This is a genomic window from Fibrobacter sp. UWB3, assembly GCF_002210405.1.
In the GTDB taxonomy this organism is placed as follows: Bacteria; Fibrobacterota; Fibrobacteria; order Fibrobacterales; family Fibrobacteraceae; genus Fibrobacter.
Genome location: NZ_MWQJ01000001.1, coordinates 84477 through 97594, shown reverse-complemented (window position 1 = coordinate 97594; position 13118 = coordinate 84477). Strand labels below are relative to the sequence as shown.

Sequence of the window (13118 nt, the reverse complement as noted above, 5' to 3'; positions counted from 1 at the left end):
CAAAAAAATAACAAAATTTTGAAATCAATCTTTTTTTGAAAGCTGTTTGATGCACTGCCTGAATTCGTAGTTGTTGTTCAAGTAAGAACTTAACATCTTTTCTTCTTTACCGGTGATGTTACTGTAGTCTGATATCACTTTTGAAGAATCATATGTTGCGGCTTCGCAGATTTCTTTGGTAATTTGATTTATTTGTGTCGAATGATATTCGCAGGTCTTTTCCCCATTCGAAACGGTCATGTCACGTTTCATCGTGATTGGGTTCTCAAGCATATCCTGGTTGTATTTGACATTTAAATTGGTTCCATTTACAAAAAGAATGATTTCGTTAGCGTTTATTGCAGTAACCCAATAATTATCACCTAACTTAACTGTGTCAGGAATAGATTCGTAAGTATTTGTTTCTTTAATGTAACGCTCGTATTTCCCGTTATGTTTCTTTATTGCTCCAAAATAGTCAAAGCATGCATTTTCTAATTCATCAGCTTCGTCGAATAAATCATATACGATGGAGCAGAAGTTGTTTGTATAATATAACGGTGCCGGGTCATGTACGTAAGTAATCTTTTCTGTAGTGCCCGTGGGGGTAATCGTCATTTCAACATTTGCATAATCTTCTTCAACGAAGAACATTCCGTCATAAATTCGTCCAACATAATTCCATGTGCCAAATAGCGATTTTGAAGAACTTGTGTAAACAGAGGCTGCACTCATTTTAGACACGTCGTTGCATTCGGCTGCAATATAATCGCATTCGTATAGCGTATCATTGGAAAGCATATAGCCGAACGAACTGTAATCATAATTGTCTTTTTCGTATAACGTGTCTATGTCGACGAATCCTAAATATTTGCCGGTTTCCCACGAAAATGAATTTGAGGATTCTTTGTAAATACAATCGTGTTCAAGATGATAGTATCTCAAATGAATTGTGTCTAAGAAGGCAAACTCGCGAGTTTGCGTCCATGAAAGGATGCGCTTGTCGCTGTCTGTTTTTTCGGAGAAAGAGCTTGTTGCGATATCCGAGCTGTAAATGGTATCTTCGGAGGATGAAGATACTGGGCCTTCAGAAATACTTGTCGGATTATCTTCGCTGCAAGCGATAAGTGCAATAGCCGTAAAAAGAAGAGATGTAATCTTTTTCATAAATTATTCCCCTAAATTAATCATTGTAATTGCTGACGTACTGACTCAACAATTGCTTTGTATCTTCTGTCGGAAGACCTCTTGCACATTCATTGAATTCGTCGCTGTTATCAATGCTGAATCCTTCTACAGGTCCTTCTTTATAGTAAGATTGATCGTCGCTTTTATCACGTGCACTCAATAAGAATTCTGCGGTTTCTTCTTTGCACAATTTCTCGTTGATGAATCCCAATCTTTGCGTGTTTGTACAAGTCTTTCCGTTGCTAGACATCGTTGTAATGTAGTTCATTCCTGCTGCATTGAATTTAGGAGTCGAAGTAACTTCAAAGAGTTGGTTGCCAATAATGAACGATTGCGTTAAAAAATCTTTAGATTCCTTCTTTATCGTTTTTTCAAGCATCAGCTGCTTGATGGTGGCGTCGCCGATATCATAACCAAAACTACGATTTATAATTTTTCCGATGTTAACATCGTTTGGATCTAGGTTGTCTGAATCAACAGTTGTAATGATATAAATGGAGTCTTTTGTAATTTTCATTGTTCTTATAATTCCACTTATGCCACCGATGTATTTGGAACACTTGATTTCTGTATCCCCAAGGCTTCTCTTGCAACTGGTGACATTCCACGTCCCATAAATATCATTGTGGTCACTACTCAATGCCAACGTTTCGTAGTTGCGGTAAACGTCAAGAAACTGTTGCTCATCGGGATCATCCGAAACTTCCTTTTCTGTTGGCCCCATCCAGAGTGAATCGCCAACAATCTTATAAGTGCCCGGATCTAGAGATTCTGGATATTCTTCCCAAGCGAATGTTTTGGTGTCGGGGTGGTAATTGCAAGCGTATGTTCCCTGATAAATACGTCCCGTTGCTTCGTCGTACTTAATCGGAATGGCGTATGTGTAACCATCGCCAAAATCCGTTATTGCCTGAGTTGATGGCTTTGTTGTTTGAGTGTTGTCGAGCCCCGATGTCGGATTGTCTTCACTGCAGGCGGTGAGCATGAACATGCCAAATAAAACTGCGTAAGTCTTTTTCATATTAGAAACCCTTCTTAATTCAAATGAAATATATTAAATTTGTCTATTAAGGAGGCTGTCATGGTTAAAAATAAAGATAAAGTGTTCAGCAAGGTTGCTGAAACCGCCAAAGAAAGCGATATGATGCGCATGCGACGCATAGACGGCTCCCAAAATGGAGCCACGTTACGGACAAGAGTCGTCCGAGACAAGACAAAGTACAACAGAAATTTGAAACACAAGAAATCCCTCGCCGATGCGGGGGATTTCCCTTTTTTATGGGGAAATTTGGGGTTGAATGCGTTTGATGTTTTATGCCCTATTTTTGAATGTGTCATATACTGACAATTTGCGATTTTTCGCATTTTGCGAAATTAAAAAGCCACATCCACTTTTAATCCGGCGGAGCCTCCAAGTAAGTCCACTGCTGGAGTAACAAGAATTTTTGTGTCGTTCTTGAGCTCGGCGCGTCTCTTCTTGTAGATCTCGTAGACTCGTTCGTACGCGGCGCGTTTGCTATTCTCGCCGGTGCTGGTGATGATTGTGTAGAGGCTGACAAATAGACCTATAGAACTTGCGGTTATTAGGCTAACGCCTGAAATTTGTAGAGTTTGTCTGTGAATTTCGGCCCATGAATTCCTGTCGTTTTTTTCGTTATCGCTAAAAGCGATGATTGTGGTGAAAATGCCAAATCCTAGAGCGACTCCGCTGACAACGCTTCCGATTGTTGCTTCTTTGACAATGTCTTTTTCGGATTGGATCAAGTTCTCGTAATAGCCATCAAAGTCTACTTGCGTAAATTCTGCGTGTTGGATTGCCTGTACAGAATCCTTATAAAAGCGCGTTTGTCCGTTATCTTCGGTGGCGTTGGCCTGCCCAAACCCGAGTACTGCGGCAATAAGTAAAAATGCAAATATTCGTTGAATCATATTTTCTCCACAAATAAATTACCATTTTTTTGATTGCCGAGTGGCTCTTGGTGTCTTTTTTTTACAAAAAAAAGCCTAGCTTGCGTGTGCAAACTAGGCTGAAATTTTTGGAAGTGTTGTTTACTTTTCGCACTTCTTAAAGAAGCAGCTGCGAGCGCCTGTGTGGCAAGCGACTTGCGGGCCCTGCATACGCACCTTGAACAGCAGTGCGTCGGAATCGCAGTCGGCGGCCCATTCGACGACCGTCATCACGTTTCCGCTGGTGTCACCTTTGTGCCAGTATTCCTTGCGGCTGCGGCTCCAGAAAACCATTTCGCCACATTCGTGCGTGCGGCGGAGCGCTTCTTCGTTCATCCATGCCATCATCAGCACGTCGCCCTTGTCGGCGTCTTGAACGATTGCCGGCGCGAGTTTTACTCCACCGAATTCCACTTCGAATTTTACTTCTTTGATTAAGTCTTCAAACTTCATCTTTCGTCTCTCGTCTGTAGGCGCAAAGCGCCGTTCTTTCGTCTAATTATCCGCGAACCTGTCCATTGCCACGGAGAATCCACTTGTAGCTGCAGAGGCTTTCGACGCCCATCGGGCCGCGGGCATGGAGCTTGTCCGTAGAAATGCCCACTTCAGCACCGAGACCGTATTCGCCACCGTCTGCAAAGCGTGTGCTGGCATTCACCATGACGCTGCTGCTATCGACATTTGCGACAAAGTAGTCCTGAACGCTTGCATCTTCTGCAACAACGGCTTCCGTGTGGCGGCTGCTGTTCTTTTCGATGTGATCGCAGGCTTCTTCGACGTTGTCCACGAACTTGACGCTAGCCTTGAGGGCGAGGTATTCGTGATGGTAGTTGCTGTCATCGCCGATGTCCTTGATGCGGCTGTCGTGCGATTGGGCGTCCTTGTTGCCAAAGAGTTCTACGCCACGGTCGGCGAGGCAATCAATGAGCTTCTTGACGTTTGCTGCGTCAATGTGGCGGTCGATAATCACGCATTCCATGGCGTTGCACACGCCCGTGCGCTGCGTCTTGGCGTTGATGAGAATGTTCACGGCCTTTTCCATGTCGGCGGATTTGTCCACGTACACATGGCAGATGCCGTTGAAGTGCTTGATGACAGGAATCTTGCTCTGTTCCACGACGGCGCGGATCAAACGTTCACCACCGCGAGGAATCACGAGGTCGAGGCAATCGTTGCGCTGCAAGAGCATGCCCACGAGATCATGGCTCGTTTCGGTCACGAGCTGCACAGCGTCCTTGTCAACGCCGTTTTCTTCAAGAGCCTGGTGGAAAATCCCGGCGAGGCACTTTGCGGAGTTTAGCGATTCCTTGCCGCCGCGGAGAATTACGGCATTGCCTGCCTTGAAGCAAAGGCAAGCTCCGTCAATCGTCACATTCGGGCGGCTTTCAAAAATAAAGAACACAGAACCTATCGGCACAGCGACACGGCTAATCTTGATGCCGTTCTTGAGTTCACGAGATTCAAGAACGCGGCCGAGCGGGTCGGTAAATGCAGCGATTTCTTCGGCACCCTTGGCCATCGATTCGATGCGGGCATCGTTTAAAGTCAGGCGATCCATCTTGGAATCGTCGAGCTTGCCGGCGGCAGCTTCGAGGTCAAGCTTGTTAGCGGCGAGGATTTCCGGCTTCTTTGCACGGAGGATTTCTGCAACACGTGCGAGCACGGCTGCGCGCTTTTCAGCGCTCAATGTACGGATTTTCTTGCTCGCGTTCTTTGCATTGTTGGCGAGCTCGTCAGAGTATTTTTCCAAATTAACGTTATTCTGTGTCATAAGAGCAAATATAGAAATTTAATATGTATTGCACTGGATCCTTCGGGCTGTCGCCCTCAGGATGACGGTTTGCGTGCTTTGTCATGCCCGCCAGAGCCTGTGCTGAGCGAAGTCGAAGTAAGCGGGCACCTCCTTTTTAACGAAAAAGTCCCGCACCAGGGCGGGACTCTTGTAATTACTAATTATACGCTTCGGCCCTTCGGCTGAGCTCAGGGACCTGGACCTTAATAAGGTTGGTGAGCCTGCCGAACCAATTACAGCAAGTTCACGATTGCCGTGAACAGAGCATCCGAAAGGGCGTTCGTTTCCAAGCCTTCAATCACGCTGAACTGATTGAACATGATCTGTCCCTTGCCAAACGGCACGAGCTGCAGGTCCACACCCGTCTTGATTTCGCCATCCTTGAGCGTCACGGAACGTGCATAAACCTTAGCGCCAGCGAGCTCGTTCAACGAAATGCCCGGCATAGCCGATGCGGAGTTGTGGTCGAGAACGCCGTTGCCTCCGAACACAGCGAGGAGCGGAGAATCCTTCGGCAAGTAATGCAAGCTGAATTCGTTTGCACCCGTTGTCCAGTGTGCTTCAATCTTGCTTTCAAAGTTGTGGCTCTGGTTCAAGAGGTCGATATCTTCAGTCGTCATATCGGAGAGCAACAAAGTCTTGCCGCCGTTCTTCGTGACATCGATAATCTTTTCCAAGATTTCATCCGGCCAAGAACTCAAGTTTGCTGTGAAGATAATTTGTTCGGAACCGTCGAGCGCGGCGAGCACATCGCTAGATTCGTCGTAGTTATCGAGGAAGCAAACCTTGCTCATGGCGTCCTTCACGTCGGCCTGTTCGATTACGATCAAGTCTTCGTAGCTGGAATGGATTTCCTTGCCGCAATCCTTGAGCGTGAGCTTAATCTTGTACATGCCGGTAGCGCGCGGAGCCATCAACGTGCAAATGCCAAGCTGCGTAAGAGTTTTCTTTTCTGCAGGTTCTTCGGGCATGACCTTTTGCGTGTTGAGAACCTTTTCCTTAGCGTCGATAAGCGAAACTTCGATTTCCACATCTTCCAGACGACTGTTGTTCAAAAGCGTGAGCTGGAAGCTGACTTCGCTCTGCGGTGTGGCGACGTGTTCCAGTTCGCTGATGAGCACGCGGCTCGGTGCCGTGATTTCACGGGCGAACGTCTGGATGCCCTTGGACTTTCTGTTTTCGTCGTTGAGACCGCTAAAGTCTGTGCCGTTGTCGGCCCACTGGTCGAGGAAGAAACCGGAAATCTGCGGGTTGCTCTGGAAGGCGGTAATTTGGTCATACTTGCTCTTGAGCGCAATGCGGTAAACATCGGCGTTGAATGATTCGAAGTTCGGCCAAATGGAGAGCTTGCTATCGTCGACGAACGTTTCCACAGACTTGAATTCGTTCTTGATGGCCTTCTGGCTCTTGACACTGCGAGGACCGGCAATGGTGGTTGCGCGCTTCGGGAAGAGCGTGTTGTTCTTGAGCGTCACCAAAACCTTGTTTTCGATGTCGTTCAAAATAGGTTCTTCTTCATCCTGGAAGTGGCTGTCGCCGAGACCCGTATCCGGAACCATGAGCTCCACATCTTCCTTGTCGAACATGTGGGCGAGGTAGTGCGTGTAAGCAGCGCTCGGGTTTTCGCGCGGGTTGATACGCATTGTGGCGTACTGCGAGATGCGGTCGATGGAGACCGGGATAATCTTACCCGTATCCTTGTGGAAGTTTGCTTCGTTGTCGAGGTAGATACTGTTGAAGTTGCTGATAGCCGGGCGGCAGGTGTCGATCGGGCTAATAGCGTTCAATAGCTTGTTACCGTTCTGGAGCATGAACGTTCCGTTTTCGGAACCGAGAATCCAGGCGGCGATACACGGATGGTTGTGCTGGTCGCGCACCATGTCGTTGATGAGCTTTTTCGTGATTTCGAGGCCCTGTGCGGTCGAACGCATCGTGTGGATCGGGAATTCCTGGAACACGAACAAACCGATTCTATCGCAGATGTCGAGAGCCGTGCTGCTGAGCGGAGCGCCGCAAGAACGGATGACGTTGAAGCCTGCAGCCTTCACTGCGTTCAAGTCCTTTTCGAGAGCCGGGTTCTGGTCCGTCCAGAGGCCGCCTTCGCTCCACTGCTGGTTGTAGCTCACGCCCATGAGCTTCACGATTGAGTCGTTGATGTAGTAGTCGCCCTTGAGGCAGTCGAACTTGCGGAAGCCGAAAGTCTTCACGACAGGGAAGGTGTATTCCGGAGCCTTGCCCTTAGCGCCCTTGATTTCAAGCTGCATTTCGATGGCGAAAAGGTTCGGACGTTCCGGACTCCAGACGCACTTGTCCTTCTTCCAGTCCTTGATCCCAAGCAAGAACTTCTGCGTGGCGTTTTCCTTTTCGAGCTTGATATCCTTGAAGAATTCGTAAACGTCGCCGTTCGGGTTCTTCATGAGGATGCGGAGACGGGACTGGTAACCACGCGGGTTGTTGAAGAATGCTTCGACAGAAACGCGTTCCTGGTCCATGTCCGGTTCGACGTGAATATCAGAAATGAATGCGGCGTTGCCGAGAATCAAGTCCACGTGACCGCAGATACCGCCATACGGATACTGCGACCAGGGGAGGCCAACCGGCATTTCTCCCGGGTGGGCGTAGCGGTCGTTTGCGCCTTCCTTGCTTTCACGACCGAAGTCGATGCGGCTGTTCGTTGCACCCATGTTAGCAACACGGATGCAGAGGATGTTTTCTTCGCCGAGCTTGATTGCCTTCTGCGTTTCAATGACAAAGGACGTGTAGGCGCCAAAGTGGTCGCCCAAAAGTTTACCGTTAAGCCAGATGGTGGCGTGCGTTGCGATCTTTTCAAAGCGGAGGAAAATGCGCTTTGTGACCTGCTTTTCGTCGTCAATCGTGAATCTCTTGAAATAGAATGCGCAGTCCTGGGCCATCAAAAGCTTGTCGAAAGCTCTTTCCCAGATGTGGGGAACGCTAACAGTCTGTGTTTTTTCAGGATACGTTGCATACCAACGATTGGAGATGCCGGTGTCTTCCGTGTCCCAGATCATCTGCCAATCGCCATCAAGGCTGATAATTTTGCTCATTTAGGGAATCCTTTATAAAATTCAGCGATAATTTAGCAAAAAGAGATGTGAGACGAGTGACGAGAGACGAGAGAATAGGCTTAAACGAGCTGCTTTTCTTTCGTTTTCCGCTCACTCGTCTTCCTGAGCGGACTCTCTCGTCATCCAGACTCCTTTTCACTCTCGTCATCCTGACGCCGAAGGCGTAAGGATCCAGTTATTTTTTGAAAATGCACTTTTTTATCATTTTTCACTTCTGTGCCTCTTTGATTTTCTGTGCACTATTACTATATTTTGGGCCCCAATAGCAACCTAAAAAGGATTACAAAAATGTATTCTATTGTTGAAACAGGTGGTTTCCAGTATAAAGTCGAACTCGGCAAGGCCTACAAGGTCCCGACGATCGACGCAGCTGTTGGTTCTGAACTGGAGCTCAAGTCCGTTCTTCTTTTCTCCGGAAAAGAAGTGCAAGTCGGCACCCCTGTCCTGAATGACGCATCTGTCAAGGTCGAAGTTCTCGCCCATGGCAAGGAAGACACGATCATCGTGTTCAAGAAGAAGCGTCGTACCCGTTACGAACGTCGTAACGGTCATCGTCAGGGCTATACCGAGGTGCTCGTCACGGAACTCCGCTCCGGCGCTGAATCTGCAGTCGTTGACCCTCAAGTTATTACCCGCAACCGCGCTCGCGTGGCTGCCCTTGCTAAGCAGAAGGTTCAGAACAAGCCGCTCACTCGCAAGGAAAAGATCGCTCAGGGACTTCCGAAGCCGGCTAAGGTCAAGAAGAACTCTCTGCGTAAGGCTAAGGAGGCTTAATCCATGGCACATAAGAAAGGTCAAGGTTCAGTACGTAACGGCCGCGACAGTAACGCCAAGTACCTTGGTGTTAAGAAGTATGCGGGCGAAACCGTCAAGGCTGGCAACATCATCGTTCGTCAGCGCGGTTCTCACTTCCACAAGGGCAACAATGTCGGTATGGGCAAGGACTTTACCTTGTTCTCCCTCGTTGATGGCACTGTGAAGTTCGAACGCCTCGATGCAAAGCGCCAGAAGGTCTCTGTCTATCCTGAAGAAGCCTAATAACTTTGGTTAGCTTTTAAAAGCCGGACGCGAAAGCGCCCGGTTTTTGTTTTAAGTCCTTTAGGTAAGAAGCCGATGCGTAGCAGCGGCTTTAACAACCACCCGCTATGCGGGTGAGATTAGAGCTTAAGCCATTACGAATAGAAGAAAAGGGATGTTCCCAAAATTGATAATGTTTAGTTGTTCAAGCCAACACTATCAAAAGGAAACATCCCAAAATGGCAGAAAGTCTAGCGCATACCAAGTATGTATGCAAGTATCATATCGTTTTTACACCTAAATATCGTCGCAAAATAATCTATTTCCAGTTGCGGACGGATATACGCCAAATTATAAAAGATTTGTGCAAGTGGAAAGGTGTCACAATTATCGAAGGTCATTTAATGAGTGACCATATCCATCTCCTCGTGTCGATTCCGCCTAAATATGCGGTGTCAAGCTTCATGGGTTATTTGAAGGGAAAGTCGTCGATGATGATTTTCGAACGCCATGCAAACCTGAAGTATAAGTTCGGCAACAAGCACTTCTGGGCAACGGGATATTATGTCAGTACAGTGGGGTTAAACTCTGCGACTGTAGAAAAGTATATCCGCGAGCAGGAGAAAGCGGATCAGATAGAGGATAAGCTCACAACGAAAGAATACGATGACCCTTTCAAGGGTGGCCGGTAATCAGTCCACAATGGCTTGAACGAAGAGAAAGCCAGCGTCATTAAGGCGCTGGCAGTAACAGCCCCTTCTAGGGGCAAAGCAAGCCACCCCTCTTAGGGGTGGCTTGTGACTTATTCGGCTTTGTCTCACCGGACTCCGTTCCGGGGTCGGTATACACGTTTTATATAGCTTCTTGGTGTTCGTGTTACTATCGTTTTTTCTAAATTAATAGCGTGAATTCTATGCGCTATTTAAAACTTTATCTCTTATTTTCTCTGGCTGTATTTTTCTTCGCTTGCGCCGATGATGACGAAGGCGATGAATTCTCCTTTGATAGGGAAATTTCCGAAGTTTCCGTCCTTAAGGAATGTGCTTCCGATGCTCCCGAAGGTAGCGTCTGCTTTAAGATTCGGTATCGTTATCCGATTCGCCTCAAGAATTACTCCGGCTTGTGTGTTTGGCTTGATACGACGATTGTCGATAGCACGTCGAGGTCAGTCAGCGATAAGCAAATTGACAAGGCTCATAGTAAGAGCGTTAGGGACGCCTTTTTTGTCAAGTACGATTCTACCTCAGGTAGCTATTACGATACGCTTGACTTGACGGACTCTATTGCGCATTTTATCGAGGATGGTTACAAGACTCTCCAAGTGGCGATGTTTAGCGAATACTCTGACGATGGCGATCCCGGTGCTTTGCAGCGCGTGTTCTTAAGTTTCGTCGATGACCAGCCGCCATCTAAAGTTGAACCGCTTAAGGATTCTGTTTGGTCTACTGGCGCTATGTTTGAATGGTATCGCCCGATGGACCGTACGGATATTCTCACTCCGGGAGAATATTCTGGCCTTATTTTTGGATACAACATTGTAATCTGGGCCAAGGACGCCGACGAGGATCTTAGCAAGCTCAAGATAACCCTTCAGTCTCCGGATGGTGTTGATTATGAAGGGAACAGGCTTTACAAACGTCATGCCCACATCCATACGCATTACGACTCTCTTCTTGTAGATTCTAGCTCCAACATTGACAAACAAAAGAACTATCTGCATCTTGTTGTTTTTGATGGCAAGGGCTACGATACGCAAAACATTAACAAGAATCGTTTCCGTCTTTTTATCGAAGGTCTTCGCACCCAGTCTGAAACCGAAAAATACCAGTACACCATTGGTTTGTCTTCTTGGGATATGGCGGGCAATTACAGTGGTTCTGAAATGTCAAACCCGGTGGATTCGAATCAGGTCATCAGAAGAACCGATTCTATAGCTCCTCTTATGGCAAAGCGAATCTTTACGGAAGAGGATTCTCTTTTCCCTGGTTTTGCAAAACTGGATAGCAATAATAGGCTTCGTATTTTCTGGAGCCGTAGCTTAGATCCGCTTTCTAAGAATCATGGAATTGAAGTTGATTCAGAATTGGTTGTTCCCAGAGGCTGTAACGAAAATAGCTGCTACAAGATTGTGTCGCATTATGAGATTGAATATTACAATAAACTAGATGATTCTTGGAATGCCTATTCCTACGCTGGCGGCAAGACCCGTTATAGTGAACGCTATGGCCGTGATGAGGATGGCCACTTCTATCGTGATTATACAGGCGTGGGTAGCTTTGTGACGGATACGATTCGTTGGGTGGCTCCTGGTGATACTTTGATTTTGCGAATTCGAGGTGTCGATAATTCTGGTTATTATTCTGCAGCCCTTGTGGATTCTGTTTTTGTTTCGCCGGGCGATGTTGCCGCAGACCTTAATTGCCCTGAAGGTTTTGTTGCGGTCTCTACGTCTGATACGACGTCGTTCTGCATGGAGCGGTTCGAACATCGCGATGATGATGGCAAGTTTATGACGGGTGTTTTGCATTCCGAAGCTTTGGCTGCTTGTGAGGGAATCTCCGCTAGCGGTTTTGAAGTCTCGTTATGTGGTGAGCGCGATTGGGAACTTGTATGCTTGTCTGGCGGTTCCCTTGCTTATGGCGTGATCGAAGAGAATGGCTCGGAAGCATCTGATTATCTTTTCAGAGTTTGCAATGTCGGTACTGGAAATGCAGAATTGGCTGCCAATGTCACAATGCGTGATCCGGGGTGCATGAATTCGATGGGCGTTCGGGACTTGCCTGGGCAGTACCAAGAGTGGGTGCGAGGTCGTTCCGAAGACACCGCTGCAGTGCTGAAGGGATCTAGCTATATGGTGTTCAATGGCCTTGACCGTGAATCGATTGCTTACTGCACCAACCGCGCGTTCCCATACTACACTCGTCCTGGTTATACGTTGGATACTGTTTATCTCTATCGTGAAGGTACTAAGATTGACACTGTTTATGCTGCTGATACGACTAGAACATTGTATGAAAAATTGACTCCGAAAGATTTCAGAGATACGCTCCAGTTCTATGATGTTGTCGATGCAAATGGCAAGACTATTGGCGAGGATTTCTCTCTTTATCGTGAATACAAGAAGGGCGGTAAATCTTGGCTGGATTCACTTGCAAATGGATTGACTTATAAACCATCAAGCAAAAAAGTCGTGTTCTTGACGGGTGAAAAACTCCATTATCGCGAAGCAGCATCGTTCTACAAATCGCCTGCTGTTGGCTTCCGCTGCTGCGCGTACAAGAAGTAAAAAGAAATGAATACAGAAGACTTTTTGAATGTCGCAAAGGAACTTGCCCGTAAGGCGGGCGACCTTTGCCTTGAACTCCAGAACAACCTTGGCGATGTCCGCTACAAGACTGTTAAAGACGTTGTGACTATCGCCGATGTATCTAGTGAAAAGCTCATTGTCGATGGGCTGCGTGCCGCATTCCCGACACATTCCATCCGCACCGAAGAAGCGGGCATCATCGAAGGCTCCGATCCGCGCTACCGCTGGATTATCGACCCGGTTGATGGCACGGTGAACTTTAGCCGTGGTATTCCGCTGTGGGGCATTTCGATTGCCTTGCATTTCGAAGGCAAACCGCTTGTTGCTGTTGTGAACTTGCCGAAGCTTGGTGAACTCTACACAGCTGCAAAAGGCATGGGTGCGTTCATGAATGACAAACAAATTCATGTGAGCCGAGAATCGAATCCGACACATGCAATTGTTTCGAATGGCGATTTCAACGTAGGCGATGCCGCAAAAATCAATGCGCAGAATTCTCACAATTTTGCACGCGAAGCCGAAACGTTCGAACGCGTGAAGTGCTTGGGCTCTGCAGTGATTGAAGGCTGCTTTACGGCCTGCGGCCGCATCGATTGCTTTGTGATGACCATGAGCTATCCGTGGGACATCGCGGCGATTGCGCTCCTTGTCGAAGAAGCGGGCGGCAAGTCTACACACATTGACGGTACTCCCATGCAGTTCGTCGATGCCGAACAGGTCATCTTTACCAACGGACTGTTGCACGACACCCTCGTGAAAACTTTGCAATAGGCGCTAGTCGAACCTTTACTGGATTCCTCGC

Annotated in this window: 12 protein-coding genes; 6 read left to right on the top strand and 6 right to left on the bottom strand. The window is 47.4% G+C overall.

Annotated elements, in window-relative coordinates:
- Window positions 1–24 precede the first annotated feature (24 nt).
- Window positions 25–1146: a hypothetical protein gene (locus B7991_RS00415; protein ID WP_088629102.1), complete on the bottom strand. Its 1122-nt coding sequence runs from the start codon at window positions 1144–1146 to the stop codon at window positions 25–27.
- Between the two features lie 16 nt (window positions 1147–1162).
- Window positions 1163–2188 carry a hypothetical protein gene (locus tag B7991_RS00410; protein WP_088629101.1) on the bottom strand — a complete coding sequence of 342 codons (1026 nt, stop codon included), beginning with the start codon at window positions 2186–2188 and terminating at the stop codon, window positions 1163–1165.
- A 60-nt stretch (window positions 2189–2248) separates the two neighbouring features.
- Between B7991_RS00410 and B7991_RS00405 the strand changes: the two genes are divergently transcribed.
- The gene (locus tag B7991_RS00405) at window positions 2249–2512 is read left to right on the top strand and encodes a hypothetical protein (protein WP_088629100.1); all 264 of its coding nucleotides are present in this window, start codon (window positions 2249–2251) and stop codon (window positions 2510–2512) included.
- 29 nt (window positions 2513–2541) lie between these two features.
- Here B7991_RS00405 and B7991_RS00400 read toward each other — a convergent pair whose 3' ends face one another.
- The 4 genes from B7991_RS00400 to B7991_RS00385 form a co-directional block, all read right to left on the bottom strand.
- Window positions 2542–3096 (bottom strand): hypothetical protein, encoded by a 555-nt coding sequence (locus tag B7991_RS00400; RefSeq protein WP_088629099.1) that lies wholly within the window; start codon window positions 3094–3096, stop codon window positions 2542–2544.
- 120 nt (window positions 3097–3216) lie between these two features.
- Entirely contained in the window at window positions 3217–3567 is a 351-nt protein-coding gene (gene hisI / locus B7991_RS00395) for a phosphoribosyl-AMP cyclohydrolase (RefSeq protein ID WP_073424020.1), read from the bottom strand.
- 46 nt (window positions 3568–3613) lie between these two features.
- Complete coding sequence (locus B7991_RS00390; protein WP_088629098.1) at window positions 3614–4885, bottom strand: glutamate-5-semialdehyde dehydrogenase; 1272 nt, start codon at window positions 4883–4885, stop codon at window positions 3614–3616.
- A 254-nt stretch (window positions 4886–5139) separates the two neighbouring features.
- Window positions 5140–7971: a glycoside hydrolase family 2 protein gene (locus tag B7991_RS00385; RefSeq protein ID WP_088629097.1), complete on the bottom strand. Its 2832-nt coding sequence runs from the start codon at window positions 7969–7971 to the stop codon at window positions 5140–5142.
- A gap of 309 nt (window positions 7972–8280) precedes the next feature.
- Here B7991_RS00385 and rplU point away from each other — a divergent pair, with 309 nt between their 5' ends.
- The 5 genes from rplU (at window position 8281) to B7991_RS00360 (ending at window position 13087) form a co-directional block, all read left to right on the top strand.
- Window positions 8281–8766, top strand: a complete 486-nt coding sequence (gene rplU, locus B7991_RS00380; protein WP_014545146.1) for a 50S ribosomal protein L21 — start codon at window positions 8281–8283, stop codon at window positions 8764–8766.
- A gap of 3 nt (window positions 8767–8769) precedes the next feature.
- A complete protein-coding gene (gene rpmA, locus B7991_RS00375) occupies window positions 8770–9030 on the top strand; it encodes a 50S ribosomal protein L27 (protein ID WP_014545145.1) in 261 nt (86 codons plus the stop codon).
- Window positions 9031–9248: 218 nt separating this feature from the next.
- On the top strand, window positions 9249–9701 hold the full coding sequence (gene tnpA / locus B7991_RS00370; protein ID WP_088629096.1) for an IS200/IS605 family transposase: 453 nt from the start codon (window positions 9249–9251) through the stop codon (window positions 9699–9701).
- Between the two features lie 221 nt (window positions 9702–9922).
- The gene (locus tag B7991_RS00365; protein ID WP_254917782.1) at window positions 9923–12295 is read left to right on the top strand and encodes a hypothetical protein; all 2373 of its coding nucleotides are present in this window, start codon (window positions 9923–9925) and stop codon (window positions 12293–12295) included.
- A gap of 6 nt (window positions 12296–12301) precedes the next feature.
- A complete protein-coding gene (locus B7991_RS00360; RefSeq protein ID WP_088629094.1) occupies window positions 12302–13087 on the top strand; it encodes an inositol monophosphatase family protein in 786 nt (261 codons plus the stop codon).
- Window positions 13088–13118: the final 31 nt, after the last annotated feature.

Bases quoted from the DNA above. Each gene is read 5' to 3' on its own strand.
- B7991_RS00400 (WP_088629099.1), bottom strand. From the start codon at position 3,096: ATGATTCAACGAATATTTGCATTTTTACTTATTGCCGCAGTACTCGGG.
- B7991_RS00405 (WP_088629100.1), top strand. From the start codon at position 2,249: ATGGTTAAAAATAAAGATAAAGTGTTCAGCAAGGTTGCTGAAACCGCC.
- B7991_RS00365 (WP_254917782.1), top strand. From the start codon at position 9,923: ATGCGCTATTTAAAACTTTATCTCTTATTTTCTCTGGCTGTATTTTTC.
- B7991_RS00415 (WP_088629102.1), bottom strand. From the start codon at position 1,146: ATGAAAAAGATTACATCTCTTCTTTTTACGGCTATTGCACTTATCGCT.
- B7991_RS00390 (WP_088629098.1), bottom strand. From the start codon at position 4,885: ATGACACAGAATAACGTTAATTTGGAAAAATACTCTGACGAGCTCGCC.
- rpmA (WP_014545145.1), top strand. From the start codon at position 8,770: ATGGCACATAAGAAAGGTCAAGGTTCAGTACGTAACGGCCGCGACAGT.
- B7991_RS00410 (WP_088629101.1), bottom strand. From the start codon at position 2,188: ATGAAAAAGACTTACGCAGTTTTATTTGGCATGTTCATGCTCACCGCC.
- hisI (WP_073424020.1), bottom strand. From the start codon at position 3,567: ATGAAGTTTGAAGACTTAATCAAAGAAGTAAAATTCGAAGTGGAATTC.
- rplU (WP_014545146.1), top strand. From the start codon at position 8,281: ATGTATTCTATTGTTGAAACAGGTGGTTTCCAGTATAAAGTCGAACTC.
- B7991_RS00385 (WP_088629097.1), bottom strand. From the start codon at position 7,971: ATGAGCAAAATTATCAGCCTTGATGGCGATTGGCAGATGATCTGGGAC.
- B7991_RS00360 (WP_088629094.1), top strand. From the start codon at position 12,302: ATGAATACAGAAGACTTTTTGAATGTCGCAAAGGAACTTGCCCGTAAG.
- tnpA (WP_088629096.1), top strand. From the start codon at position 9,249: ATGGCAGAAAGTCTAGCGCATACCAAGTATGTATGCAAGTATCATATC.